Origin of the sequence: Allobosea sp. Root483D1 (assembly GCF_001429505.1) — a bacterium.
GTDB lineage: Bacteria > Pseudomonadota > Alphaproteobacteria > Rhizobiales > Beijerinckiaceae > Allobosea.
The window spans coordinates 1,055,230-1,081,276 of the sequence record NZ_LMJW01000022.1 but is presented as its reverse complement, the minus strand read 5'-3'; the positions used below and the strand labels follow the sequence as shown (position 1 = coordinate 1,081,276).

The window sequence follows — 26,047 nt, the reverse complement described above, 5'->3', positions numbered from 1 at the left end:
TCAGGAGGCCTGCCGATGCGCCATGCCTTCCTCACCGACGTGCAGATCGACGCCCGTGCGCTGGCGCACCGGCGCGGGTTCGGCTTCCATGATGACGAGCCCATCGACGCCCTGACGCTGTTGGAGAGGCTCGCGGCGCGTTATCCGGAATTCTCGCATGAGCGCGTGGCCGACGGCTCGCTCGGCGAGGCCGAGGCGCAATGGGATTCGCGAGAAAAGCGCCTGCTCATTCCGGAAAGCGTGTTCCAGGCGGCCAGGCGTGGCGAGGGCAGGGCGTTGATGACGCTGGCGCACGAGGTCGGCCATGCCTTGCTGGGCCACGAAGGCCATCTGAATCGCGCGCCGGCCGGCGGCCGGGCCGAGCGCGTCTCGGCGAAGCTCCGGTCGATGGAGTATCAGGCGCGGCGCTATGCGGCCGCCTTCCTGATCCCGGACACGCCGGCGGTGCGCCTGCTCGATGCGACCGCGCTGAGCAAGCACTACCGCGTCAGCATGAGCGCCGCGATCGTGCGCCATAGCGAGCTGAGATCCGGCGAGAGCGCGCGGACCCTGTTATTGCGACAGGCCGGGCTCGACATTTGAGCCGCTTGCGGTCGGCGCGTGCGCAAGGCATGGCTCGGGTAACGTGACGATCATCGAGGCTATCATGACCATCGCCGCTACCGGCCTGCCGCCGGCGCCGAAGCCCGCCCAGCGGGCGCAGGGCGTCTCGCCCTTCATCGTCATGGACGTGATGAACGCGGCCGAGGCGATCGAGCGGCGTGGCGGATCGGTCGTCCATATGGAGGTCGGTCAGCCTTCGGCGGCGACGCCGGCGAGCATCCGGGCCGCTGCGGCGCGGGCGCTGGAGCATGGCCGGATCGGCTATACCCAGGCGCTGGGCATCGGCTCGCTCCGGGCCCGGATCGCGCAGCATTACCGCGACACTTACGGCGTCGAGGTGCCGGCTGAGCGCGTCGTCGTGACGACCGGCTCCTCCGGCGGTTTCATCCTCAGCTTCCTCGCCTGCTTCGAGCCGGGTGCGCGCATCGCTATCACGGCTCCGGGCTATCCGGCCTATCGCAACATCCTGATCGCGCTCGGACTCGAGCCGGTCGCGATCCCGGTCGGGCCGGAGACACGTTACGCGCTGACACCGGAGCTGATCGCCAGGGCGCATGCCGAGAAGCCGCTCGCCGGCGTGCTGACGATGAGCCCGGCCAATCCGACCGGCGTGGTGATGACGCCGGAGGCGATCGCTGCCGTCGCGACCGAGTGCCGGCGGCTCGGGCTCTGGTACATCTCCGACGAAATCTATCACGGCCTGACCTATGAGCGGCCGGCGACCACGGCGCTCGCCGCCGATCCGGACGCGATCGTCGTCAACTCCTTCTCCAAGTACTACTGCATGACCGGCTGGCGCGTCGGCTGGCTGGTGGTGCCGGAGCGGCTGGTGCGTGTGATCGAGCGGCTCCAGCAGAATTTCTCGATCTCGGTGCCGATGCTGAGCCAGGTCGCGGGCGAGGCCGCCTTCGATGCGATCGAGGAGTGCGAAGCGATCAAGGCCGGCTATGCGGAAAACCGCGCCTATCTGCTGAAGGCGCTGCCGGAGATCGGGCTCGGCGATTTCCTGCCCGTAGACGGCGCCTTTTACATCTATCTCGACATCGGTCGATATTCGAATGATTCCATGGCTTTCTGCCGCGATGCTCTTGAGAATGCCGGCGTTGCGATCACGCCCGGACTCGATTTCGACGAAGAGCGGGGAGCGCGGACGGTTCGGCTCTCCTTCGCCGGCTCGCTGACCGAATGCGAGGAGGCGGTGGCGCGCCTGGGGCGCTGGCTGAAGACGCGCTGAGACGAGCGCTTGCCAACGCGAAGTGGTAGACTCAATCTGATCCGGCTTGGGGGCAGGACATGGTTGCAATGCGGAACTGGCTGAAAGCCATGGCGTTGTGCGCGGCGGCGCTGTTGGCCGGCGTTGCCGCCAGCACGGGGCCAGTCGCGGCGCAGCAGGCCCAACCTGACTCCTCGCCGGTGCTGACATTGCGCGGCGATGAAACACCCGAGGCGGTGCGCAGACTGGTCGATGCCCTGTCGACCGGGGGACGCAGGGTCGAGGTCCGGCTCGCCGGCAAGGACGAGCCCAGGACCGCTGCAGCACCGACCGCTGCAGCAGCGACCGCATCCGCACCGGCCGCTGCCGGCACCGTCCCACCTTCGAGCAAGGCCCAGACCCAGGCCGAGGGCGAAACGCCGGTCGAGGTGTTCTGGGATCATTTCGTCGATGGGGCGGTAGAGGGTCTCGGCGCGGTGCCGCGCCTGAGCCAGCTCCCGGAAGCCTGGAGCCGCGCCTGGGGACAGAACCGCAACGGCGCCAGCGGAGGCTCCGCCGGCTGGCGGCTCGTCCTTGGCCTCGCGCTCGCGCTCGCCATCGCCGGGCTGTACCGCCTGGTGACCGCAGCCTGGTTCGCACGCCGGCTCCGGCCGCAGGGGCCCGAGTTCACGCCGCGTCTGATCGCGTCCTCCTGGGGCCTGCTGCAGGACTTGGCGACGCTTGGGCTCTGGCTCGCAGTGCTGCATGCGGTCCGCGTGGTCTGGTTACCCGAGCCGGACCTCGCCCACATGGTGCTGCGCACGATCGCCAACGGCCTCACCATCGGCGCCGCATATCTGATCCTCGGACGCTTCCTGCTCGCTCCCGGCGCCCCGGAACGTCGGGTCATGCCGCTGCCGCGGGCCGAGCGGGCTTTCAAATTCCTGGTCTTCTTCGGCATCCTCACGCCCGTCGTACTGACGGCGACGGTGTCGATCCAGCATGCCACCGGTCCCGCAGCCGTCGTCGGTCTCTTCGCTCTGGTCGGCATCGCCTCGACCTTGCTCAAGGTCTGGTGGTTCATCGATGCGCGGCACGACCTTGCCGCGCTCATTCTCCATTCCGCGCATGAGCCGGGGCCGTTCCGGCGCGTGATCGCTCACACCGCCGGCTGGCTCTATGCCGCTCTTGCCGTCTTGATCTGGATGGTCGGCAATGCGGCGGCGATGATGGAAGGCGGCGGGCGCTGGGCGGAGGCTGCTGCACTGACGCAGTTCATCATCGTGCTGGCGCCGATTCTGGCCGTCGGCATCACCAGCCTGATGGCCTGCCGGCAGGCGCATGCGGCCGCGATGGGCGAGACGGCGCCGCTCTCGCTCGCGATCGGCCATGCCTTGCGCGCTGCGGCGGGCGGTGCGATCTGGGCCGGCGGCTTCTATCTGTTGGCGCGGCTCTGGGCCGGCTTCCTGTTCGGCGTCAGCTCCGATCAGTTCGCCGTGCTGATGCGCCAGGCAGGCGGCGTCGCCGTGCTCGCCTTCGGCGGCTGGGTCGCGATCGTCTTCCTGCGCAGCTTCTTCGACGCCTATGCGCCGCACCCGGCCGCAGCCGGTCCGGCCGATGAGGATGCGGTTGCGCACGACCATGTGCCGTCACGGCTGGCGACCGTGATGCCGATCTTGCGCGGCGTGGTGCTCACCGCCGTGTTCGGCCTGACCGGGCTCGTCCTGCTGTCGCGCCTCGGCGTCGACATCGGCCCGCTGCTGGCGGCCTTCAGCATCCTCGGCCTCGCTATTTCCTTCGGTTCGCAGGCGCTGGTGCGCGACATCGTCTCCGGATTCTTCTTCATGCTCGAGGACGCCTTCCGTGTCGGCGAATATGTCGATACCGGTCGGCTCAAGGGTACGGTCGAGAAGATCTCGCTGCGCTCGATGCAACTGCGCCACCAGAGCGGACAGATCCATACCGTCCCGTTTGGCCAGGTGCAGTCGCTGACCAATGCCAGCCGCGACTGGGCGACGGTGAAGTTCAACGTCCGCCTCGACCATTCCGCCGATATCGAGAAGGCGCGCAAGACGATCAAGAAGATCGGGGCGACGCTGCTGGAGGATCCGGAATACGGGCCGCATTTCATCACCCAGCTCAAGATGCAGGGCGTCGCCGACATCACCGATTCGGCTGTCGTGATCAGGCTGAAGTTCACCGGCAAGCCGAACCAGGCCTCGATGCTGCAGCGCGAGGCACTGAAGCGGGTCTATCGCGGGCTGAACGAGGCTGAGGTGCCGTTCGCCTCCAATGCGGTCACGGTGAAGGAGGGGGCCGGCAAGAGCGCCGCCGCGGCTATCGCGGCCGTGCCGCCGCCGACCGCGCTCGCGCCGGCGGCGGAGTGAGGGGACGTCAACGCTTCTTCGCTGTGCGGTACACTTCCGACCGCTCGCGTTTGCCGACAGCAACGAGGGTGACAATCAGCACGTCGTCATCGACGCGGTAGACCAAGCGATAGCCGGCCTGCCGCAGCCTGATCTTGTAATGGCGCGCCATGCCGTGCAGCGCGTCACCTGGCACATGTGGCTGTTCGAGCCGCTCCTTCAGCTTCTTGACGAACTGCTCGCGGATCGTGGTGCCGAGCTTGCGCCATTCCTTCAGCGCCGATGGCAGGAACTCGAGCCTATAGCTCATCAAGCGTCAGCGCGACGCCGCGTTCATCCGCCCGTGACTTGGAGATCTCCACGAGAGCGAGATCGTCGAGGCGCTCCAACATGGCCTCGAAAGTCTTCGCCGGCACCATATAGGCCATGATCCGGTTGTGATTCAGGATCGCAACCGTCGAACCGTCGGCCTTGTCCATGACCGCCGACGGGCTTTTCTTGAGGTCCGATACACTGACCGCCAGGCCGGCCTCGACACGCTGGAGCGCAGACTTCACCGTGGCCTCTCCGGATGTTTCAGTGGATAGTATGGTACGAAAATCGGTACCAAAATCAATACCAACCAAAGCCGATAGAGGAGCGTCGACCGCTACTGCCCGAATTCCAGCATGAAGAAGAAACCGAAGCCGACCAGCGCCAGCAAGGCGCCCAGGCCGGCGGCGAGGCGGGCGGCCGAGAGCTGGCCTGCCCATTCATGGCGCCGGCCGGCACGTTCTGCCGCATGCTCGGGGCCGTGCTTGCCGAACTGGCTGGCGTAGAGGTCCGGTGTCATCTGCGGGCCGACCGGCAGGTTGCCCTCCAACTCGTAGCGCACCGCGACGAAGAGGGTGAACAGGCCGATGAGGCCGACACCGATCCAGCCGATCGCCTGCTGGGCGAGCCAGGCCAGCCCGATCAGACCGGCGCAGGCGATCGCCCTTATCAGCAGTCGCTCACGGCTTCGCGGCGGCCGCATTCTTCCTCTCCATCATGAAAAAGGCCGCCGCGATCGCTCGCGACGGCCCTGATTTCTACTTGCGTCCGGCCAGCTTGTTCCACCAGCCGCCGCGCTTGGGTCGATCCGGATCCGGCGGCGTCAGCACGACCGCGACGGGCTCCTCGACCACGCGTGGAGCAGGCGCCTCTTCAGCGGCCGGCTCCGGGAGCGGGGCTGCCTTGGTTTCAGGCACGGCCGGCTCGGGAGCGGGCGCGACCTCGGCCGGAGCGGCGGCGATGCCGTCCTCGGTGATCGGCACGACCTTCTTGCGCGAGCGGCTGCGCTTGGGCTTCTCGGCCGGCTCGGCGACGACCTCGGCGGTCGTGTCGGCAGCCTTGGCGACCTCGGCAGGCGCAGCCTCGACTTCCGCCTCGGCCTTCTTGCTGCGGCTGCGGCGGGCGCGCTTCGGCTTGGCATCCGCCTCCGGCTCGGCGGCGGTCTCGCTTACGGGAGAGACGGCTTCCTCGACGGGAGCAGCGGCTGCGACCGGCGTCGCATCGCCGGACTCGTCGTCGCCATCCTCAGCTTCATCCTGGTCTTCTGCCCCGTCGGCAGCGCCTTCGGCGTGTTGGTCCTGCCCGTCACGCTCACCACCGCGCCGACGGCGCCGACGGCGGCGACGGCGACGGCCATCGCGGCTCTCCTGGCTTTCGCCCTCAGCGGCGGCGCGCGGAGCAGCCTCGGTCTCGCCATCGGCCTCCTCGCTCTCCGCCTCGACTTCGATCTCGACGATGTCCTCGTCCTCGTCCTCGGGCTCGTCGATGATCGCCTCGGCGCGCATGCTGGAGACCGGAACGACGCGGTTCTCGTTGCCGACGAACTCGCCGCGCTCGACCTCGAAATAGCGGGTGCCGAGCAGGGCCGCGTCGGCCGAGATGATGATCGCGATGTTGAAGCGCTCCTCCAGGTCGCGCAGATGGGCGCGCTTCTGGTTGAGCACGTAAAGCGCGACCTCCGGCCGGGTGCGGACCTCGAGATTATGCGAGGCGCTCTTGATCAGCGCCTCCTCGAGCGCGCGCAGGATCTGCAGCGCGATCGAGGATGTCGAGCGGACGAGGCCGGCGCCGGCGCAGTGCGGGCACGGCACCGAGGAACTCTCGAGCACGCCGGTGCGGATGCGCTGGCGCGACATCTCCAGCAGGCCGAAAGCCGAGATGCGGCCGACCTGGATGCGGGCGCGGTCGTTCTTCAGGCAGTCCTTGAGCTTCTTCTCGACAGCGCGATTGTTGCGGTTCTCCTCCATGTCGATGAAGTCGATCACGATGAGGCCGGCAAGGTCGCGCAGGCGCAGCTGGCGGGAGATTTCCTCCGCCGCTTCGATATTGGTCTTGAGGGCGGTATCCTCGATGTTGTGCTCGCGGGTCGAGCGCCCGGAGTTGATGTCGATCGCGACCAGCGCCTCTGTCTGGTTGATGACGATGTAGCCGCCCGACTTCAACGTTACCGTGTTCGAGAACATCGCGTCGAGCTGGCTCTCGACGCCGAAGGCGGCGAAGAGCGGCGTCTGCTCGCGATAGGGCTTCACGCTCTTGGCCTGGCTCGGCATGAGCATGCGCATGAAGTCCTTCGCCTCGCGATAGGCGCTCTCGCCGGCGACGTGAACCTCGTCGATGTCCTTGTTGTAGAGGTCGCGGATCGAGCGCTTGACGAGGTTGCCCTCCTCATAGACGAGCGCGGGGGCGACCGAGCCGAGCGTCAGCTCGCGCACGCTCTCCCACATCCGCATCAGGTATTCATAGTCGCGCCTGATCTCGGGCTTGGTGCGGGAAGCACCTGCGGTGCGCAGGATGATGCCCATCCCCTCCGGCACCTCCAGCTCCTGGGCGATCTCCTTGAGGCGCTTGCGGTCCTCGGCATTGGTGATCTTGCGCGAGATGCCGCCGCCCTTGCCGGTATTCGGCATCAGCACGGAATAGCGGCCGGCGAGCGAGAGATAGGTGGTGAGGGCGGCGCCCTTGTTGCCGCGCTCTTCCTTGACGACCTGGACCAGGATGATCTGGCGGCGCTTGATCACCTCCTGGATCTTGTACTGGCGGCGCGAATGGCGATGCGGCCGCTCGGCAATGTCGTCGAGGGCGTCGCCACCACCGAGCTGCTCCGGCTCTTCCTGGGCGTCCTCGCCGCCGTTTTCCTCGTCGCCGTTCTCGTCATCCTGCGAGCGGCGGCGGCCCCGGGGGGCCTCGTCGCCATTCTCCGAAGCGTCGCCATTCTCCGAAGCTGCGGCCTCGCTGGTCTCGAAGGTCAGCGGCGCGGCGTTCTCGACGACGTCCTCGCTGTCGGATTCAGCGACGGCCGGGGCGAAGAATTCGCCGAAGGCCGGAGCGCCCTCGTTGACCATCGCGGCTTCCTTGCCGTCGGTCTCGACATGGCCGTTGGGGGACTCGTCGGCGGACGCCTCGACGTCGGCGCTGACGGTCTCACCGCTCTCGGCGGTGCGCTTGGCGCGGCCGTCGCGATCGCGACGACCGCGACGGCCGCGGCGTTCGCGCTTCTCCTCGTCGCGCTCTTCCTCGCGCTCGGCGCGGGCTTCCTCGGCGAGGAGGGCCTGCCGGTCGGCGACCGGGATCTGGTAGTAGTCGGGATGAATCTCGGAGAAGGCGAGGAAGCCGTGGCGGTTGCCGCCATACTCCACGAAGGCGGCCTGGAGCGAAGGCTCCACCCGCGTCACCTTCGCCAGATAGATATTGCCGCGGAGCGGCTTGCGGCTGGCTGATTCGAAATCAAACTCTTCGATACGCGAGCCGCGGGATACCACGACCCGGGTCTCTTCCGGGTGGGTGGCATCGATAAGCATCTTGTTGGCCATGGGACAATTCCATTGGCGCGGCGGCCTTGGCAATCCGCCGGGCTGCGGATGTGAATCCGCGGCCGCGGGCAGGGGCGCCGCGCGTCGACCGGCTGAAGCCGGCATGTTGCAGGGAGAAAAATTCGATCAAGGAAGGACGACGGAAGCGGGCGGCGCGGCAGGCGGACAGCCCGTCGCCACCTGAGAGGTTTCGACGAAACACCGAAAGGGAAAGCGGCGTCGTTTGCCTCGACATCTTACCTTTGACCTGCGGCACGCCGCGAAGACGGGGCGCACCGCGTTGACACGCTCGCGGACAAGGATACCGGCGCCGATTGCTGCCTGGCGCAAGCCCGTCCGCGGACGATTCCGTTGCTGGCTGCCTTCGCGCCGGCACGGATCGGGATGATCCGGTCGTTCGGCCAGTTCGCAGGGCGTCAGCGGATCAGGGACCCGGCTTGCGCGCTGCGGTAGCCTTCGCGATGCAACCGTCTCCATTACAGACAGGCGATGCATTTTTGCAAGCGCGTTAACGGTGGGTGATCGGCGGGGCGCGGTTTCCGGTGTCGCCCGGGCATGGTAACGGGTTGTCAACGATTGGCGACGCTATGGTTAAACCTTGTTAAGCGTCGAACCAGCGAATCGAGGAGCTTTCTCCTGCTTCACCGGCTTCGCCTGTCTGCCAGGGGCGTCCCGCGCCGCATCGCCCCGCCGGCGTTGCGGCTTTTCGCATGTGCGGCACTGCTCCTGTCGTCTCTCTCGCTCGCGGCAGCGAATTCGCCCGGTCGTGCCAGCAACGATCTTCCGGTCGCTACCGATGCGCGGCTCGAGGTCCAGGGCGATACCGTCCGGCTGACCATGGCGCTGTCCCGGCCGGTGACGGCGGTCGCCTCGGTCATGGCCGGGCCCGACCGCGTCATCGTCGAGCTGCCGTCGATCAACTTCCAGGTCGAAACGAAGCAGGGCCGCAAGTCGGCGGGCTTCGTCTCCGGCTTCCGCTACGGCCTGTTCATGGCCGACCGGGCCCGGATCATCCTCGATCTCGCCCAGCCGGCCGTGGTCGAGAGTGTTTCGGTCAAGCCGGTGCGCGGCGGCTTCGGCGAGCTCGTCGTCGAATTGAAGCGGACGAGCCGCGAAGACTTCGCCGCTCTCGCCCGCGAGGCGGCGGCGAAGACGCAGCTGCCGAGCATTCCGGTCGAGCGCAAGGCCGAAGGCGATTCGCGCCGGATCGTGGTGATCGATCCCGGCCATGGCGGCATCGACCCCGGCACGCAGGTCGCGGCGATCGCCGAGAAGGCGGTGGTGCTGGCCTTCGGGCTGAGACTGAAGGAGCAGCTCGAGGCGCAGGGGCACTATCGGGTGATCATGACCCGCTCGGACGACACCTTCATCTCGCTGAACGACCGCGTCCGCATCGCACGCGGCGTCGAGGCACATCTCTTCATCTCGATCCACGCCGATTCGCTGGCGCAAGCGCAGGACGTGCGTGGAGCGACCATCTATACCGGCTCCGAACGCGCCAGCGACGCCGAGGCGGCGCGGCTGGCGGCCAAGGAAAACCAGGCCGATGCCGTCGCCGGTCTCGATTCTAGCGAGGACGTGCAGGATGTCGCCGGCATCCTGATGGATCTAGCCAAGCGCGAGACCCGCAGCTTCTCGACGATCTTCGCGCGAAATCTGGTCGATAAGCTCGGCGGTTCGGTCAAAATGCACAAGGTGCCGTTGCGTTCGGCGGGTTTTCGCGTATTGACCGCCCCCGACGTGCCGTCGGTGCTGATCGAACTCGGTTACATGTCGAGCCCCCGGGATGCGGAGCTGTTGAATTCCGAGGGCTGGCGCAACCAGGCAGCGACGGCGGTCCAACAGGCCGTGGATCAGTATTTCGAACGCCTGCAGACGCCGGGCAAGGCTGCGCAAAGCAAGCCTTGACGGCGCAATGGTCGAACATGGCGATTTGTGGTCGCAAAGCCACGGTTCCGCCATCTCCGCCATGATATAGAGATGAGTTGAAGATCAGCCGGGCAGGTTGAGACGCCAAAGGGGGAGGGCGCCGATACTGCCGCTAGCCGAGGTCAAAGTTCTCGATGCGGTTCATACTGCGCCTTTTCGGATGGGCGTTCGCTGCCGGCACGATCCTGTTCGTCATCGGCGTCGCGGGTGCGGCCGGCGTGATCTGGCACTACTCCAAGGACCTGCCTGATTCGGCACAGCTGCGGAATTACGAGCCGCCGGTGATGAGCCGCGTCCATGCCGGAGACGGCAGCCTGATCGCCGAGTTCGCCAGGGAACGCCGGCTCTATCTGCCGATCCAGGCGGTGCCGAAGCTGATCATCGACGCCTTCCTCTCGGCCGAGGACAAGAATTTCTACAAGCATTTCGGCGTCGATCCCGAAGGCCTTGCCCGCGCCGCGATCTCGAACTTCCGCAATCGCGGCTCCGGCCGCCGGCCGCAGGGCGCCTCGACCATCACCCAGCAGGTGGCCAAGAACTTCCTGGTCGGCTCCGAGCAGAGCATCGAGCGCAAGATCCGCGAGGCGCTGATCGCGCTGCGCATCGAGGCGACCTATTCGAAGGACAAGATCCTCGAGCTCTATCTCAACGAGATCTATCTCGGCGCGCCGGCGCCGGGGCAGGGCAGCTACGGCGTCGCCGCGGCGGCGCTGAACTATTTCGGCAAGTCGGTGCACGAGCTCAACGCGCAGGAGGCGGCCTATCTCGCCGCGCTGCCGAAGGCGCCGACCGACCTGCACCCGTTCCGCAACCGCGAACGCGCGATCGAACGCCGCAACTACGTGCTCGACCGGATGGCCGAGAACGGCTTCATCAAGCGCCCCGATGCCGAGACTGCCAAGAAGCAGCCGCTCGGCGTCAATCCGCGCACGGTCTCGCCGAACCAGATCGCCGCCGGCTATTTCGCCGAGGAGATCCGGCGCGAGCTGCAGGACCGCTATGGCGAGAAGAAGCTGCTCGAGGGTGGTCTCTCGGTCCGCGCCACGGTCGATCCCAAGATGCAGCTGATGGCGCGCAAGGCGCTGGTCGACGGTCTCGTGCGCTTCGACGAGGCGCGTGGCTGGCGCGGCGCGATCCAGAAGATCGATGCAGCGAGCCGCGAATGGGGCCTTGCCATGGGCGAGCTGCCGGTTCTCGGTGACGTCAAGCCCTGGCGCCTCGCCGTCGTGCTCGACGTTGCCGGCGACAGCGCCCGCGTCGGCCTGCAGCCGATCCGCGAGGCCTCCGGCCTGCTCAGGCCAGAGCGCGAGACGGCGACGCTCGGAGCCGAGGGCATCCGCTGGACGCGGCGCACCCGCGTCTCGCAGGCGGTCTCGCCCGGCGATGTCGTCTATGTCGAGCCGATCGACGGCAAGCCGGGCCAGGTCCGCCTGCGCCAGATGCCGGAAGTCAACGGCGCGATCACCGTGATGGATCCGTTCTCGGGCCGCGTGCTCGCCATGGTCGGCGGCTTCTCGCACGACCAGTCCGAGTTCAACCGGTCGACGCAGGCGTTGCGCCAGCCGGGGTCGTCCTTCAAGCCCTTCGTCTATGCGACGGCGCTGGACAATGGCTACACCCCGTCCAGCATCGTGCTCGACGCGCCGATCGAGGTCGATCAGGGCGGCGGCCTGGGCATGTGGACGCCGAGCAATTACGACGGCAAGTTCACCGGACCGCGGACGCTGCGTTACGGCATCCAGTTCTCGAAGAACCTGATGACGGTGCGTCTCGCCAAGGATGTCGGCATGCCGCTGATCGCGGAATATGCCCGCCGCTTCGGCATCTATGACGACATGCTGCCGGTGCTCTCGATGTCGCTCGGCGCCGGCGAGACCACGGTCATGCGCATGACTGCGGCCTACTCGATGCTCGCCAATGGCGGCAAGCGCATCCGGCCGACGCTGATCGACCGCATCCAGGATCGCTGGGGCGCGACGATCTTCAAGCACGACCAGCGCACCTGCGAGGGCTGCGAGGCGGACAAGTGGGCCAACCAGCGTGAGCCGCGCCTGATCGACAATCGCGAGCAGGTGCTCGATCCGCTGACCGCCTATCAGATGGTCTCGATGCTGGAGGGTGTCGTCAACGCCGGCACGGCGCAGGTGGTCAAGTCGGTCGGCAAGCCACTCGCGGGCAAGACCGGCACCACCAACGACGCCAAGGATGTCTGGTTCGTCGGCTTCTCGCCTGACCTCGCCGTCGGCGTCTATATGGGCTTCGACAAGCCGAAATCGCTCGGCAACTCGGCGACCGCCGGCCAGTACGCGGCACCGATCTTCCGCGACTTCATGACCGCCGCGCTGAAGGAGAAGCCGGCGACGCCGTTCCGCGTGCCGCCCGGCATCAAGCTGATCCGCGTCGATCCCCGCACCGGCATGCGCGCCGGCGGCGAGGGCGGCATCCTTGAGGCGTTCAAGCCGGGCACGGCGCCGCCGGACAGCTATTCGGTGATCGGCGCATCCGACGGCAGCGGTGGCGCGATGAGCGTGGCGCCTGCAGGCGGCCGCTCGGTCGGCTCCGGCACGGGCGGGCTCTACTGAGCCCTCCCATTCCCGCCAAGGCGGCGGCGCTCGCCGCGCCTCTGCGGGATATCCTGCGGGCGGAACTGGCACGCGGCAACCGGATCGCGGAGATCGCCGACTGGCCTCCGCATTGCGAGCTGCTGGTGATCCTCCAACGACCCTTTCGCAAACGCTACACGCTGACGGCGGGGCTCGACTACGAGGACATCGACGACCCGCATTACTGGAAGGCCGAATATCGCCATGACGGCGGGCGCCATTGCCTCGCCTGCGGCTTCTGAGCGCCGGCCATTCAGGGCCGGGCATTTACAGCGCCGCGCATCCTTTCTATGCCAGCGCCCGAACAGCCCTCTGCACAGGACCTCGATCCAGGATCATGCGCCCCGAAATCCAGACGCAACTCGATAACGCCAAGCAGTCGATCGGACTGCTGAGGAGGCATCTTTGACTGGGATGTCGCACAACGACGCCTGGCGGAGCTGAACGCACTCTCCGAAGGTCCCGAATTCTGGAACGACGCGGAGAACGCGCAGAAGCTGATGCGCGAACGGACTTCGCTCGAGGACCAGATCAACGGCATCACCAAGCTCGAGCGCGAGCTCGACGACGCGCTGACGTTGATCGAGCTCGGCGAGATGGAGGACGACGAGGCCACCGTCTCCGAGGGTGAGGCCGCTATCAAGGCCGTCGAGGCCGAGGCGGCGCGCCGGCAGGTCGAGACGCTGCTGTCGGGCGAGGCCGACATGCTCGACACCTATGTCGAGATCCATCCCGGCGCCGGCGGCACCGAGAGCCAGGACTGGGCCGAGATGCTGCTGCGCATGTACCGGCGCTGGGGCGAGCGGCGGAAGTTCAAGGTCGACATGCTGGAATACCAGGATGGCGACCAGGCCGGCATCAAGTCGGCGACGCTGCAGTTCAAGGGCCACAACGCCTATGGCTGGCTGAAGACGGAATCGGGTGTGCATCGGCTGGTGCGCATCTCACCGTTTGATTCGAACGCGCGTCGGCAGACTTCGTTCGCCTCGGTCTGGGTCTACCCGGTGGTCGACGACCGCATCGTCATCGACATCAAGGAATCCGACTGCCGCATCGACACCTACCGGGCGCAGGGCGCGGGTGGCCAGCACATCAACACCACCGATTCGGCGGTGCGCATCACCCATATCCCGACCGGTATCGTGGCTGCCTGCCAGCAGGAACGCTCTCAGCACAAGAACCGGGCCAAGGCCTGGGACATGCTGCGTGCCCGCCTCTACGAGGCCGAGCTGAAGAAACGGGAAGAGAAAGCGAACGCGGAGCAGGCCTCCAAGACCGATATCGGCTGGGGCCACCAGATCCGTTCCTATGTGCTCCAGCCCTATCAGCTGGTGAAGGACCTGCGGACCGGTGTCACCTCGACCGCGCCATCGGACGTGCTCGACGGGGATCTCGACCCGTTCATGGAGGCGTCGCTGGCGCAGCGCGTCTACGGCACCAGCGTCGAAGTCGAGGACATCGATTGAGCGAGGGCGAGGGTAGACGCTCCCGCGGCCGCGAGATCCTGGTCAATCTCGCGGTCTCCCTCGGCAGCGTCGTCGTCTTCCTGCTGTTCTGCGAGCTGGTGCTGTTCCGCTTCGTGATGCCGGCGAGCGATGTGCCGCGCAATGCCTTCGTCAACGAGGTCGTGCGCTACCAGCCCGGGCAGAGCGGCGTCTGGCGCGTGCGCGACGAAATCGCCGCGCCCTACAGGATCAATGCGCAGGGCTGGAACTCGCCGCTGCCGGACTATCTCGTCGAGCGCAAGCCGGGAACGAGCCGCGTCGCCTTCGTCGGCGACAGCTTCGTCGAGGCGCTGCAGGTGCCGTTCGACAAGACCTTCGCCGAGGTGCTCGGCACCCGGCTGGCCGCCAAGGGCCCGGTCGAGGTCCAGCGCTTCGGCGTCGCCGGCGCGCCGCTCAGCCAGTATCTGCAGATGATCGAGCGCGAGGTCGTTCAGCGGCGCCCCGATCTGATCGTAGTCAATCTGGTCCATAATGACTTCGACGAGAGCTTCGTCTTCAGGCCGGGGCGCTACACGTCGAGCTTCCTCAAGCTGAAGATCGAAGGCGGCAAGGTCGTCGGCGAGGTCGCGCCCGCGCCCTGGCGCGCCGGCTGGTTCGAGATCCTGCGCCAGAGCGCGACGGCGCGCTTCCTGCTCTATCGCTGGCAGGTGAGGCCGCAGACGCTGGTCGATGCGATCTTCGGGCCGGCCAAGGCGGCAGGCGAGGGCGGCTATGCCGCCAATATCGACGTGGCGAGCGTGTTGGCCCAGGAGGCCGACATCCGCGTCGCGACCGACTATCTGTTCGGCCGGCTGAAGGCGCGCGCCGATTCGATCGGGGCCCGGCTCCAGTTGGTCATGGATGGCGACCGTGAGGCGATCTATGCCGGCCGCAGGGACAGCCCGGCCCTGAAGCTCAACCGGATCGCGGCGGAGATGGCGGCCAAGCGCGGCATTGCCTTCCTCGACCTGCATCCGGTCTTCGCCGCCGATTGGGCGAAGGCCGGCAAGCGCTTCGAGTTCCAGGCTGACGCGCATTGGAACGAGTACGGTCACCAGGTGGCCGGCGTGGCGCTCGCTGACGCTCTGCGCTAAGGCATTATCGAATCAAAACAGCCCGCTGTAGCTGAATGCTGCAGCGGACTGTGAAGTTTCTTGCGTGCGCCCGAGGCGGCTTCAGAGCTGCCCGGCGAGCTTGTCGCCGGCGCGCAGGAAGCGGTTCGGATCGGCCGGATCGCCGTCGATGCGGGTCTCGTAATGCAGATGCGGGCCGGTCGAACGGCCGGTCGAGCCGACGCGGCCGACCAGCGTGCCGGCGGTGACGATCTGGCCCTCGCTGACCAGGATCGCGGACATGTGAGCATAGCGGGTGGTAATGCCGCTGGCATGCTCGATCTCGACCATATTGCCGTAGCCGCCGGAATACTCGGCCGTCACGACCTTGCCGGGCCCGGTGGCCCGCACCGGTGAGCCGTGCTCGGCACGCAGGTCCATGCCGGTGTGCAGGGCGGCGCCGCGCGTAAAGGGATCGGCGCGATAGCCGTAATTGGAGCTCAGCTCGAGCTCTCCGGCGAGCGGCCGGCGGATCGGCAATTGCTCGACGAGGCCGCGCAGCCGAAAGACTGTCGCGATACGCGGCTGCAGCGAACTCAAGGTCGCCTCGAACGGTCCCGCCGAGGGGTCGAGATTGACCGGCACCAGGGGGCCGCCGACACCCTTCGGAACCGGGGTCGCGACGGTAAGCTTGTCGGTGTCGAGGCGAGTTTCGGCGAGCGCAGTGCGCAGGGTCTTCTGGGTGTCGCCGAGAGTCTTGTCGATCTCGCGCAGGGCTGCGAGCTGCGTAGCCGAGCTGCGTTCGATCGACTGGTCGAGCTGGGTCAGGGTTTCGGCGACGCGCTTGGCCGGAGGTACCGGTTCCTCGGCCTCGCCCGACTGCCATGGCGTCGAGCGGTCGCCGGCGCCGCGCAATGGCAGGGTTTCCGGCGCCGGAGTCGGCTTGCCGGTGGCGAAAGGCGCGAAGCTGGTGACGCCGGAGGCGCGGATCGGCTCCTCGGGCTTGATCATGCGCTGACGCAGCGGATTTTTGGCGGCCTGCGACGCGCCGACGCCGACCGTTTGCAGGCTCTCGGCGACGGCGTTGACCAGGGATTGCCGCGATTCGAGCTCGGCCTGGCGCATGGCGATCTCGCCGACGCGGGCTTCGACCCCGTCCTGATCGAGCAAGGCGCGGCTGGCGAGCCGGTCGACATCGGCGCGTAGCGCCGCGATCCGGTCCTCATAGGCGTATTGGCGCGAGGTCTCGCGGCTGATCAAGCGTGCGGCGAGGTCGTCCTTGCGCAGGATGTACCAGCTCGTCGCGCCGCTCCAGGCGGTGGTCAGCGCCAGCAGGCTCAAGCCGAGCAAGGCGGTCGAACGGCGGACAGTGAAGCTGCGGCGGGAGAGAAGGCCGGTCACGGCAAGCTCTTGGCCGGTGGCCTGGGCGCGGGAATCCGAGGAGGTCATACGCAAAACCGGAAGTGACGCTGCGATAGGGTGATTAGACCCCGTTAGGGTTAATCAATCGCAAATCACGGTCGGTTTCGCCGCGTTCGGGTCGGAATTTCGTAAGGCTGTCTCCGGAAACCCGGTCTTCATCCCGGGGCGCAGTGCGAAGGCTGCTTCCCGGAATGAAGGCTCAGGGTAAGGCTGTCGCTTCAGAGCTCGCGGGCGGCGGCGAGCACGGCCTCGGCGTGGCCCTTGACCCGGACCTTGGCCCAGACGCGGACAATCTTGCCGGCTGCGTCGATCAGGAAGGTGCTGCGTTCCACGCCCATATAGTGGCGGCCATACAGCTGCTTCTCGACCCAGAGGCCATAAGCCTCGATCGCCTGCCGATGCTCATCCGAGACGAGCGTCAGCTTCAGGTCGTATTTTTGCTTGAACTTGTCGTGGCGCTTCACCGAATCCGGCGAGATGCCGATGACGGTCGTGCCGGCGGCGGCGAAATCGTCGCGCAGCGCGTCGAAGGAGAGCGCTTCGTTGGTGCAGCTTGTCGTGTCGTCCTGCGGGTAGGCGTAGAGCACGACCTTGCGGCCGCGAAGGCTGGAGAGCGTGAGCGAGCCGCCGCCATCGGTCGGCAGGGTGAAGTCTGGAGCCGGAATGCCTTCGTTCAACGCCTTCGTCGCCTTCCTTTGGTCTCGATCACATGCAAGGGCGGGGCAAGCCGCACGCGACAAGCCGGCTCAGACCACAAACCAGACCCGCCGGGAACGAATCAGCTAGCTTGGCTGTTGCTGTACCGCTCCCGGGATCAGGCGCATCATGCGAATGGCGCGGCGACCCCTGCACCAGCCATCGCATCGATCCGCACGATTCGAACAGCAAGACAAGAAGCGATTCGTTGACCAACGACAGCAAGATCGAGGCGGCCCCCGTATCCGGTGCTGCGCCTGCGGCGGAGTGCGAGGAAGTGGTCGCCGTCGCCAAGCGTGCCTGGCGCGGCATCGTCACCATCGCCGTCACGGCCTGCGTCGCGCTCGTCATGCTCGGTTTCGCAGCCGCTGCCTTGCTGGTCAGCGGCTTCATCCCGCTCTCCGGGCTGGAGGGCCGGATTTCGGCTGCCATCGAGGAACGGCTCGGGCCGAACTGGAAGGTCGAGGCCGAGCATGCCGAGCTCAACCGCGCCGACGGCCGCTCGCGCCTGCGCCTCCGCGAGGTCTCGTTCCGGCATGCGGGCGGGGCTTCGTTCCGGGCGCCGGAGGCGGTGCTGGGCTATGATGCGATGGCGCTGCTGCGCGGCGATTTCCGCCTGGTCTCGCTCGACCTGCGCGGCGTCAATATCCGCCTCGGCGTCAGGCAGGACGGGTCGCTGCTGCTGGAGCAGGATGCCCAGCCGGAACAGGTCTCGAAGACACCCGTGGCCGGCGACCCGGTCGACTGGGATGCATTCGCGGGGGCGATGAACGCGATCGGCGCGCTGGTCTCGAATGACGGCCTGCTCGGTTCGCTCGAGGTCGCCGGCATTGGCGGGGCACGGGTAACGCTGATCGACCCGGCCGGGCGGCAGCGCTCCGGCCTGGAGGATGTCGACCTCAAGCTGGAGCGCTTCGGTGGCGGGCAGGCGCGGCTGTCGATGAAGGGGCGCATCGGTCCGCGCTGGAAGGAGCTGGCGATCGACCTTGCGAGTGCGCCGGACGGCACGCGCAGCGCCACGATCGACATCCAGCGCTTCGAGCCGGCCGAGGCGGTGGCGCTCGCCTTCGGCAACGCCACGGTCGCGCTCGACGGCCTGGCGCTCAGCGGCAAGATTTCGATGACCCAGACCGGCAGCGGTGACCGGAGGCTGGCGGCGGGACTCGCCGTCGCCCCGGGCGTGATCAGGGTCCACAATGCCGGACTCGACCCGATCGAGGTCCAGGGCGCCAAGCTCGACTTCACCAGTGAGGACGGGCTCAAGACGATCAAGGTAGCCACCGCCCAGCTCCTGGCCGGCGAGACGAAGCTCGCTGGAAGCGGCGAAGCTCACAATGAAGGCGGCATCTGGCGGCTGGGTCTCGACGGCGCCGGGCAGGTGGCCGGCATCGGCAAGGACGCGGCCGTCGTCCTCTCGGCGCTGAGCACGCAGATCGAGGTCGATCCGGGCGCGGGCGAGGTGCGGATGGGCAAGCTCTCGATCAAGGGGCCGCTGATCAATGCCGAGGGCTCCGGCATGGCGCGCCGGCGTGACGAGCAGAATTCGCATCAATTCCAGATCAGGGCGGTCGACACCGACATGCGGGCGGCGCTCGCGGTCTGGCCGGCTGTGACCTCGCCCGATCTGCATGGCGCCCTCTCCGAGATGGTGAAAAGCGGGCGGGTCGAGGAGATCGACGTCAAGGTGACGATGTCGCACGAGGCCAATATGCGGCTGTGGAGCGGCAAGGGCATGGACGACGATGCCGTCGCAGTGCGCTTGAAGGCCTCGCAGGTCAGCTTCCTGCCCAATCCCGGCCTGCCGCTGCTCACCGATGCGCGCGTCGTCGGCTCGACGACCGGCCGCACCGTCGATCTCACCGTTTCCCAGGCCACGGCCGAGCTCGGCGAGGGCCGCAAGCTCCAGCTTGGCGAAGGCACCTTCGCCATGTCCGAGACCTGGGGGGACCGGCCGCAGGCGCAGATCGGCTTCAAGTCGACGGGCTCGGCCGACGCGCTGGTCGCGCTTCTCAATTTCCCGTCGCTGCGCGAGTTCTCGCCGCTCAAGATCGAGCCGGGCGCGCTGCGTGGCGCGATCGACCTGAGCAACCAGCTCTCCCTGCCGCTGGCCAACGATCTGCAGTTCAACGACGTCGTGATCCGCAGCAGCGGCGCGCTGTCGAACATCGCCTCCGACAACCTGCTCGGCGGCGAAAAGCTGGAGGGCGCCAATCTGGCGCTGAACTACGATCGCGGGCAGCTCTCGATCAAGGGAGAGGGCAGGGTCGGCGGCGACAAGGCGCCGATCGAGCTCAAGCAGAACGTCAAGGGCCAGGGCGAGGCCAGCGTCTCGCTGATGCTCGACAACGCTGCGCTGAAGCGGCGTGGCTTCGGGCCCGAGACTGGCATCAGCGGGCCTTTGCAGGTCAAGGTCGTGAAGCCGCTCGGCAAGACTCCGGAGGCGCCACCGCGCGTCGAGGTCGACCTGACCAAGGCTGCGATCGACACCGGCGTTCCCGGCGTGAGCAAGCCGGCCGGCCGGGCGGGCAAGGCGACTTTCACCTATGTCAGCGACGATGACGGCCCGGATCTGGAGGATCTGACGATCGAGAGCGCGCCGTTGCTGGCCAAGGGGCGCATCTCGCTGACCAAGCAGAACGCGTTCGAGAGCGCCAGCTTCTCGCAGCTGCGCCTGTCGCCGGGCGACAATCTGACCAAGGTCGAGATCGGCCGCGACGGCGGCTTGACCAAGCTTTCGGTGCGTGGGGCGGTGCTCGATGCGCGGCCTTTCGTCCGCGATCTCTTCAACACGCCGGCCGCGCCCGCCAGAGCCGGCGCGCGCGGCAGCCAGAACGCCGCATCGGGCCCCGATTTCGATCTCGATCTCGACGTGCCGATCCTGACCGGCTTCAACAACGAGGCACTCGGCAATTCGCAGCTCAAGCTCTCGCGCCGGAACAGCGCCGTCCGCTCGATCGCCTATCAGGGTCGGATCGGGCGAGCCGACCTGACGATCAAGCAGGTCAAGCAAGGCGATGGGGCCGGTTCGATCGTGGTGCAGTCGGATAATGGCGGCGCCACCTTGCGCTTCCTCGACCTCTATCGCCGTGCCTATGGCGGCGACCTGACGCTGCAGCTCGGCGCCGGCGAAGGACGCCAGCCGGGCGAATTGTTGATGCGGAACTTCACGGTGCGGGACGAGCCGGCCCTGCGCCGCGTCGTCGGCCCGCCGGGTTCGCAATCGCCTGGCGCACTGGACAGCACCGGCGCACCCGCTCCGCGCATCGATGCTAGCGATGTCGCCTTCACCAAGCTGCGCGCCGAGTTCGCGCGCAGTGCCAGCCGGATCGACATCAGCGACGCCGTGCTCTGGGGCCAGCAGATCGGTTTCACCATCCAGGGCAATGTCGACTATGGCCGCGACCGCGTCGATATCGGCGGCACCTTCGTTCCGGGCTATGCCTTCAACAACGCCTTCGCCCAGGTGCCGGTGGTCGGCATGATCCTCGGCGGTGGGCAATATGGCGGGCTGTTCGCGGTGAATTTCCGCGTTTCGGGCTCGGCGAGCCAGCCGACCATGACGGTGAACCCGCTCTCGGCGATCGCGCCGGGCATCCTGCGCCGCTTCGTCGACCCGCTCGGCGGCGGTCCGATGGGGCAGACACGGCCGGGCGGAAACCTGCCCGTGCCCGGGACGGCCGAGCGCTGAGCGCTCAGGCCATTTCCCGGTTCGAGACCGTGGCCGTCAGACCGGCCGCAGCAGCACGTGCTTCTTCTTGCCGAAGGAGAGCTTTATCGCGCCGTCGACCAGATCGGCCGGCGTCAACGTCGCGCGCTCGTCGCTGACCTGCGCATCGTTGACGCGCAGGCCGCCGGCCTTGATCTGGCGGCGGGCCTCGCCCGTCGAGGGCACGAGGCCGGCGCTGACGAAGGCGTTGAGCGCGCCGATGCCAGCCTTGAGCTCGGCTGCCGGCACCTCGACACTGGGCAGGTCGTGGGCGGCCCCACCTTCCTCGAAGGTCTTGCGGGCGGTCTCGGCAGCGGCTTCGGCGGCCTCGCGGCCATGCAGCAGCGCAGCCGCCTCGGTCGCCAGCACCTTCTTGGCCTCGTTGATCTCCGAGCCGCCGAGCGCGGCGAGCCGGGCGATCTCGTCCAGCGGCAGGCGGGTGAACACCTTGAGGAAGCGGCCGACATCGGCGTCCTCGGTGTTGCGGAAATACTGCCAGAACTCATAGGGGCTGAAGAGGTCGCCGTTGAGCCAGACGGCGCCGCTGGCAGTCTTGCCCATCTTGGCGCCGGACGAGGTGGTCAAGAGCGGTGTCGTCAGCGCGAAGAGCTGCTTGCCCTCCATGCGGTGCGAGAGGTCGACGCCGTTGATGATGTTGCCCCACTGGTCGGAGCCGCCCATCTGCAGGCGGCAATCATAGCGGCGGCTGAGCTCGACGAAGTCGTAGCCCTGCATGATCATGTAGTTGAACTCGAGGAAGGAGAGCGACTGCTCGCGATCGAGCCGCAGCTTCACCGAGTCGAAGGAGAGCATGCGGTTGACCGAGAAGTGCCGGCCGACATCGCGCAGGAACTCGACATAGTTGAGCTTGAGCAGCCAGTCGGCATTGTTGACCATCAGCGCATCGCTCGGGCCGTCGCCATAGCGCAGGATGCGCGAATAGACCTTCTTGATGCTCTCGATATTGGCGTTGATTTCCTCGATCGAGAGCAGCTTGCGCTGGTCGTCGCGGAAGGACGGATCGCCGACCATCGAGGTGCCGCCGCCCATCAGCGTGATCGGCCGATGCCCGGTCTCCTGGAACCAGTAGAGCATGGTGACCGAGATCAGGTTGCCGATGTGCAGGCTGGTCGCGGTCGCGTCATAGCCGACATAGGCGGTCTGCGGCCCCTGCCGGCAGAGCTTGTCGAGCTCCTCCGGATTGGAGATCTGGTGGATCAGGCCGCGCTCGTCGAGCACGCGCAGGAAATCGGACTTGAAGGCGGTCATGACGGTTCTCGGTTCTGGCGCACGGCGCCCTCCGAGGAGGGCGCCGTCATTCCGGCCGGTGCGAAGCGGGGCGCTTTAGGCCTTTTCCTGCTCGCTCTTGAGGATCTCGGGGCCGACCTTGCGGTCGAGATAGGCGCTGACCTGCTCCATCAGCTGCTCGACGCGGCCATCGAAGAAGTGGTTGGCGCCCTCGACCACCGCGTGCTCGATCTGGATGCCCTTCTGGGTCTTCACCTTCTCGATCACCGCCATCACCTCCTTGACCGGGGCGACGCGGTCCTCCGAGCCGTGCACGAACAGGCCGGAGGACGGGCAGGGGGCGAGGAAGGAGAAGTCGTAGCGGTTCGCCATCGCCGCGATCGACATGAAGCCTTCGATCTCGGGGCGGCGCATCAGCAGCTGCATGCCGATCCAGGCGCCGAACGAGACGCCGGTGATCCAGCAGCTCTTGGCCTCGGGGTTCAGCGCCTGCATCCAGTCGAGCGCGGCGGCGGCATCGGAGAGCTCGCCGGCACCGTGGTCGAAATGGCCCTGGCTGCGGCCGACGCCGCGGAAATTGAAGCGCAGGGCCGAGAAGCCGCGGTTCACGAAGGTGTAGAACAGGTTGTAGACGATCTGGTTGTTCATCGTCCCGCCGAATTGCGGGTGCGGATGCAGGATGATCGCCAGCGGCGCGCCGCGCTTCTTGGCGGGCTGGTACCGACCCTCGATCCGGCCGGCCGGTCCGTTGAAAATCACCTCTGGCATCGCATCTCGCCTTTTGTCGGGCGAAGCTCGCGGGCGGCTTGCTGAAAAGCGGCTTTGCTGCCGCTGAAAAGCCTGCTCACCCTTGACGGCCCCGCCACTCGCGCCCTACATCAAGCGCTTAGAATGGTTCTAACAGCCGTGAACAAGACCGGAACATACGAGCGGGACGCCGCTTGCTGTTCCGGCCGTCGCGGCTCGGACGGGCGGCTATAGCACGGCGCAGGGGTGCGATTTCAAGCATTTCGTGCCGCGCCTTCGGGCAAGCCCTCCGGAACGGAGCATGAGCGCAGGTGTTCGCGACGACCCGCAGCTATCTCGACCACAACGCCACGACGCCGGTTCGCCCGGCCGTGGCGGAGGCGATGCTGCGGGCCTTGCAGATGCCGGGCAACCCGTCCTCCGTCCACAATGAGGGCCGCGCGGCCCGTGGCGCGATCGAACAGGCCCGCGAGCAGGTCGCCGCGCTCGTCGGCGCCAAGGCGAGCAATGTCGTCTTCACCAGCGGTGGTACCGAGGCCAATGCGACGATCCTGTCGCCGGGTCTCAGCGACTGCAGCGGTGCACGCGACTGCGTGCGGGCGCCGGTTACGCTGTTGCTGCACAGCGCCAGCGAACATCCTTGCGTGCGTGACGGACATCGTTTCCCAGCCGGACAGGCCGAGGCGATCCCGGTCGATGGCGAGGGGCTCCTCGATCTCGGCTGGCTCGATGAGCGGCTCGCGCGCCTCGCGGCGGAGCGGCCCGATGAGCGCGCGCTGGTCTCGGTGCATCTCGCCAACAACGAGACGGGCGTGCTGCAGCCGATCGCCGAGATCGTTGGCATCGCCAGGCGTCATGGCGCGCTCGTACACTCCGACGCGGTCCAGGCCGCCGGCAAGATCGCAATCGATATCAATACGTTGGGCGTCGATGCTCTGACGCTGTCCGCCCACAAGATCGGTGGCCCCAAGGGCGTCGGCGCGATCGTGTTCCGCACCGGGGCGCTCGAGCTCGCCGACAAGCCCCTGCGCGGTGGCGGTCAGGAGCGCGGCTGGCGCGCCGGCACCGAGAACCTGCCGGGCATCGTCGGCTTCGGCGTTGCCGCTGAAGAAGCGCGCAAGGCGCTCGCAGGCGAGGCAGCCCGCTTGGCTGCGCTGCGTGACCAGCTGGAGACCCAGCTTGTGGCGCTCGCGCCCGATACGATTGTCTTCGGCGGCGAGGCTTCGCGCCTGCCCAACACTTCCGCCTTCGCGACGCCCGGCATCAAGGCCGAGACTGCGCTGATCATGCTCGATCTTGCCGGCGTCGCCTTGTCTTCGGGCTCGGCCTGCTCGTCCGGCAAGGTCAGGCGCTCGCACGTCCTGTCAGCCATGGGCGTCGACCCTGTCATGAGCGAAGGGGCCTTGCGCGCCTCGCTCGGATGGACCACCTGCGAGGCGGACATCGACCAATTCATCGCGGCCTATGCCAAGGCGTTGGCCGCGAACCCGAACCGGAAGGTTCAGGCAGCCGCCTGAGGCCTTCTGCAAGACCAAGACCGAACCGGCGGGCCTTGAACCCGCGACAGGAGTGTAGAGATGGCAGCGGTCCAGGAGACCATCGATCAGGTCAAGTCGATCGACGTGACCGAGTACAAATACGGCTTCGTCACCGAGATCGAGGTCGACAAGCCGGCCAAGGGGCTGACCGAGGACACGGTCCGCTACATCTCGGCCCGCAAGAGCGAGCCGGAATGGATGCTGGAATGGCGGCTCGACGCCTTTCGCCGCTGGAAGACGATGACCGAGCCGAGCTGGTCGCGCGTCAATTACCCGCCGATCAACTACCAGGACATCTACTATTACGCCGCGCCGAAGACGGGCGCCGATCCGAAGTCGCTCGACGAGGTCGATCCGGCGATCCTGGAGACCTACAAGAAACTCGGCATCCCGCTGCGCGAGCAGGAAATCCTCGCCGGCGTCGCGCCGGAGAACCGCGTTGCGGTCGATGCCGTGTTCGACTCGATCTCGGTCGTCACCACCTTCAAGAAGGAACTGGCGCAGGCCGGCGTGATCTTCTGTTCGATCTCGGATGCGATCAAGGAACATCCGGAGCTGGTGAAGAAGTACCTCGCCACTGTCGTGCCGGTGACCGACAATTATTTCGCGACGCTGAACTGCGCCGTCTTCACCGATGGCTCCTTCGTCTACATCCCCAAGGGCGTGCGCTGCCCGATGGAGCTGTCGACCTATTTCCGCATCAATGAGCAGAACACCGGCCAGTTCGAGCGCACGCTGATCATCGCCGACGAAGGCTCCTATGTCAGCTATCTCGAAGGCTGCACGGCACCGAAGCGCGACGAGAACCAACTGCATGCGGCGGTAGTCGAGCTGATCGCGCTCGACGACGCCGAGATCAAGTACTCGACCGTGCAGAACTGGTATCCGGGCGACGCCGAGGGCAAGGGCGGCATCTACAACTTCGTGACCAAGCGCGGCGATTGCCGTGGCAAGAACTCGAAGATCTCGTGGACGCAGGTCGAGACCGGCTCGGCGATCACCTGGAAGTACCCATCCTGCATCCTGCGCGGCGACGGCTCGCGCGGCGAGTTTTACTCGATCGCGGTCTCGAACGGCGCCCAGCAGGTCGATAGCGGCACCAAGATGCTGCATCTCGGCAAGAACACGACCTCGAAGATCATCGCCAAGGGTATCGCGGCGGGCAAATCCGACTCGACCTATCGCGGCATGGTCTCGGCCCACCGCAAGGCGACGAACGCGCGCAACTTCACCAACTGCGACTCGCTGCTGATCGGCGACCAGTGCGGTGCGCACACCATCCCCTATATCGAGGCCAAGACCGCGACCGCGATCTTCGAGCACGAGGCGACCACGTCGAAGATCGGCGAGGACCAGATGTTCTACTGCCAGCAGCGCGGCCTCTCCCAGGAGGAGGCGGTGGCGCTGATCGTCAACGGCTTCGTCAAAGAGGTGCTGCAGCAGCTCCCGATGGAGTTCGCCGTCGAGGCGCAGAAGCTGATCACGATCTCGCTCGAGGGCTCGGTCGGCTGATTTTTACCAGCCCTCATCCTGAAGAGCCGCCGCAGGCGGCGTCTCGAAGGATGCTGGGTTTGCTCCTGAAACGCATCCTTCGAGACGCGCGCTGCGCGCGCTCCTCA

Annotated in this window: 19 protein-coding genes; 11 read left to right on the top strand and 8 right to left on the bottom strand. The window is 67.0% G+C overall.

What is annotated here, in order from left to right; translation table 11 throughout:
- Positions 1-15: 15 nt before the first annotated feature.
- From ASE66_RS27775 to ASE66_RS27765, 3 genes are all read left to right on the top strand, one after another.
- A complete protein-coding gene (locus ASE66_RS27775) occupies positions 16-582 on the top strand; it encodes an ImmA/IrrE family metallo-endopeptidase (RefSeq protein ID WP_057192924.1) in 567 nt (188 codons plus the stop codon).
- A gap of 64 nt (positions 583-646) precedes the next feature.
- Positions 647-1,837: a pyridoxal phosphate-dependent aminotransferase gene (locus ASE66_RS27770; RefSeq protein ID WP_082613827.1), complete on the top strand. Its 1,191-nt coding sequence runs from the start codon at positions 647-649 to the stop codon at positions 1,835-1,837.
- A 59-nt stretch (positions 1,838-1,896) separates the two neighbouring features.
- The gene (locus ASE66_RS27765) at positions 1,897-4,182 is read left to right on the top strand and encodes a mechanosensitive ion channel family protein (protein ID WP_082613774.1); all 2,286 of its coding nucleotides are present in this window, start codon (positions 1,897-1,899) and stop codon (positions 4,180-4,182) included.
- Between the two features lie 7 nt (positions 4,183-4,189).
- On the opposite strand, the gene ASE66_RS27760 is transcribed toward ASE66_RS27765, so the two are convergent.
- From ASE66_RS27760 to ASE66_RS27745, 4 genes are all read right to left on the bottom strand, one after another.
- Positions 4,190-4,471 carry a type II toxin-antitoxin system RelE family toxin gene (locus ASE66_RS27760; RefSeq protein WP_057192922.1) on the bottom strand — a complete coding sequence of 94 codons (282 nt, stop codon included), beginning with the start codon at positions 4,469-4,471 and terminating at the stop codon, positions 4,190-4,192.
- Positions 4,461-4,718 carry a type II toxin-antitoxin system Phd/YefM family antitoxin gene (locus ASE66_RS33485; protein ID WP_057192921.1) on the bottom strand — a complete coding sequence of 86 codons (258 nt, stop codon included), beginning with the start codon at positions 4,716-4,718 and terminating at the stop codon, positions 4,461-4,463. The genes ASE66_RS27760 and ASE66_RS33485 overlap by 11 nt, the downstream gene beginning before the upstream one ends.
- 92 nt (positions 4,719-4,810) lie before the next feature.
- Positions 4,811-5,176, bottom strand: a complete 366-nt coding sequence (locus ASE66_RS27750; RefSeq protein ID WP_057192920.1) for a hypothetical protein — start codon at positions 5,174-5,176, stop codon at positions 4,811-4,813.
- A 55-nt stretch (positions 5,177-5,231) separates the two neighbouring features.
- Complete coding sequence (locus ASE66_RS27745) at positions 5,232-8,003, bottom strand: Rne/Rng family ribonuclease (protein WP_057192919.1); 2,772 nt, start codon at positions 8,001-8,003, stop codon at positions 5,232-5,234.
- A gap of 696 nt (positions 8,004-8,699) precedes the next feature.
- Here ASE66_RS27745 and ASE66_RS27740 point away from each other — a divergent pair.
- The 5 genes from ASE66_RS27740 (at position 8,700) to ASE66_RS27720 (ending at position 15,113) form a co-directional block, all read left to right on the top strand.
- A complete protein-coding gene (locus tag ASE66_RS27740) occupies positions 8,700-9,911 on the top strand; it encodes an N-acetylmuramoyl-L-alanine amidase (protein ID WP_200964644.1) in 1,212 nt (403 codons plus the stop codon).
- 155 nt (positions 9,912-10,066) lie between these two features.
- Entirely contained in the window at positions 10,067-12,514 is a 2,448-nt protein-coding gene (locus tag ASE66_RS27735) for a penicillin-binding protein 1A (protein ID WP_057192918.1), read from the top strand.
- A 125-nt stretch (positions 12,515-12,639) separates the two neighbouring features.
- Positions 12,640-12,777, top strand: a complete 138-nt coding sequence (locus ASE66_RS32790; protein WP_200964643.1) for a hypothetical protein — start codon at positions 12,640-12,642, stop codon at positions 12,775-12,777.
- A gap of 95 nt (positions 12,778-12,872) precedes the next feature.
- Positions 12,873-14,001 (top strand): peptide chain release factor 2 gene (gene prfB / locus ASE66_RS27725; RefSeq protein ID WP_156412353.1). Its coding sequence is split into 2 segments (ribosomal slippage): positions 12,873-12,941 and positions 12,943-14,001, totalling 1,128 coding nucleotides; the frame shifts between segments, so codons are not numbered across the junction.
- Positions 13,998-15,113: an SGNH/GDSL hydrolase family protein gene (locus ASE66_RS27720; RefSeq protein WP_057192915.1), complete on the top strand. Its 1,116-nt coding sequence runs from the start codon at positions 13,998-14,000 to the stop codon at positions 15,111-15,113. Before prfB ends, ASE66_RS27720 begins: the two co-directional genes overlap by 4 nt.
- An 81-nt stretch (positions 15,114-15,194) precedes the next feature.
- On the opposite strand, the gene ASE66_RS27715 is transcribed toward ASE66_RS27720, so the two are convergent.
- On the bottom strand, positions 15,195-16,472 hold the full coding sequence (locus ASE66_RS27715) for a M23 family metallopeptidase (RefSeq protein WP_162262540.1): 1,278 nt from the start codon (positions 16,470-16,472) through the stop codon (positions 15,195-15,197).
- A gap of 239 nt (positions 16,473-16,711) precedes the next feature.
- Positions 16,712-17,170, bottom strand: coding sequence for a peroxiredoxin (locus ASE66_RS27710; protein ID WP_057192913.1), 459 nt, complete (start codon positions 17,168-17,170; stop codon positions 16,712-16,714).
- A gap of 227 nt (positions 17,171-17,397) precedes the next feature.
- Here ASE66_RS27710 and ASE66_RS27705 point away from each other — a divergent pair, with 227 nt between their 5' ends.
- Entirely contained in the window at positions 17,398-20,877 is a 3,480-nt protein-coding gene (locus ASE66_RS27705) for a hypothetical protein (protein ID WP_057192912.1), read from the top strand.
- 36 nt (positions 20,878-20,913) lie between these two features.
- Here the strand turns inward: ASE66_RS27705 and tyrS are convergent, their stop codons facing one another.
- Both tyrS and ASE66_RS27695 read right to left on the bottom strand, forming a co-directional pair.
- Complete coding sequence (gene tyrS, locus ASE66_RS27700) at positions 20,914-22,164, bottom strand: tyrosine--tRNA ligase (RefSeq protein WP_057192911.1); 1,251 nt, start codon at positions 22,162-22,164, stop codon at positions 20,914-20,916.
- A 75-nt stretch (positions 22,165-22,239) separates the two neighbouring features.
- Complete coding sequence (locus ASE66_RS27695) at positions 22,240-22,911, bottom strand: alpha/beta hydrolase (protein WP_057192910.1); 672 nt, start codon at positions 22,909-22,911, stop codon at positions 22,240-22,242.
- Positions 22,912-23,201: 290 nt separating this feature from the next.
- Here ASE66_RS27695 and ASE66_RS27690 point away from each other — a divergent pair, with 290 nt between their 5' ends.
- Both ASE66_RS27690 and sufB read left to right on the top strand, forming a co-directional pair.
- The gene (locus ASE66_RS27690) at positions 23,202-24,407 is read left to right on the top strand and encodes a cysteine desulfurase family protein (protein WP_057192909.1); all 1,206 of its coding nucleotides are present in this window, start codon (positions 23,202-23,204) and stop codon (positions 24,405-24,407) included.
- 60 nt (positions 24,408-24,467) lie between these two features.
- Positions 24,468-25,940, top strand: coding sequence for a Fe-S cluster assembly protein SufB (sufB, locus tag ASE66_RS27685; RefSeq protein ID WP_057192908.1), 1,473 nt, complete (start codon positions 24,468-24,470; stop codon positions 25,938-25,940).
- The last annotated feature ends 107 nt before the right edge of the window (positions 25,941-26,047 follow it).

What these genes read in the sequence shown, in the direction of transcription:
- ASE66_RS27695 (WP_057192910.1), bottom strand. Translation starts at nt 22,911, where the DNA reads ATGCCAGAGGTGATTTTCAACGGACCGGCCGGCCGGATCGAGGGTCGG.
- ASE66_RS27760 (WP_057192922.1), bottom strand. Translation starts at nt 4,471, where the DNA reads ATGAGCTATAGGCTCGAGTTCCTGCCATCGGCGCTGAAGGAATGGCGC.
- ASE66_RS27745 (WP_057192919.1), bottom strand. Translation starts at nt 8,003, where the DNA reads ATGGCCAACAAGATGCTTATCGATGCCACCCACCCGGAAGAGACCCGG.
- sufB (WP_057192908.1), top strand. Translation starts at nt 24,468, where the DNA reads ATGGCAGCGGTCCAGGAGACCATCGATCAGGTCAAGTCGATCGACGTG.
- ASE66_RS27765 (WP_082613774.1), top strand. Translation starts at nt 1,897, where the DNA reads ATGGTTGCAATGCGGAACTGGCTGAAAGCCATGGCGTTGTGCGCGGCG.
- ASE66_RS27735 (WP_057192918.1), top strand. Translation starts at nt 10,067, where the DNA reads ATGCGGTTCATACTGCGCCTTTTCGGATGGGCGTTCGCTGCCGGCACG.
- ASE66_RS27750 (WP_057192920.1), bottom strand. Translation starts at nt 5,176, where the DNA reads ATGCGGCCGCCGCGAAGCCGTGAGCGACTGCTGATAAGGGCGATCGCC.
- ASE66_RS27770 (WP_082613827.1), top strand. Translation starts at nt 647, where the DNA reads ATGACCATCGCCGCTACCGGCCTGCCGCCGGCGCCGAAGCCCGCCCAG.
- ASE66_RS27775 (WP_057192924.1), top strand. Translation starts at nt 16, where the DNA reads ATGCGCCATGCCTTCCTCACCGACGTGCAGATCGACGCCCGTGCGCTG.
- tyrS (WP_057192911.1), bottom strand. Translation starts at nt 22,164, where the DNA reads ATGACCGCCTTCAAGTCCGATTTCCTGCGCGTGCTCGACGAGCGCGGC.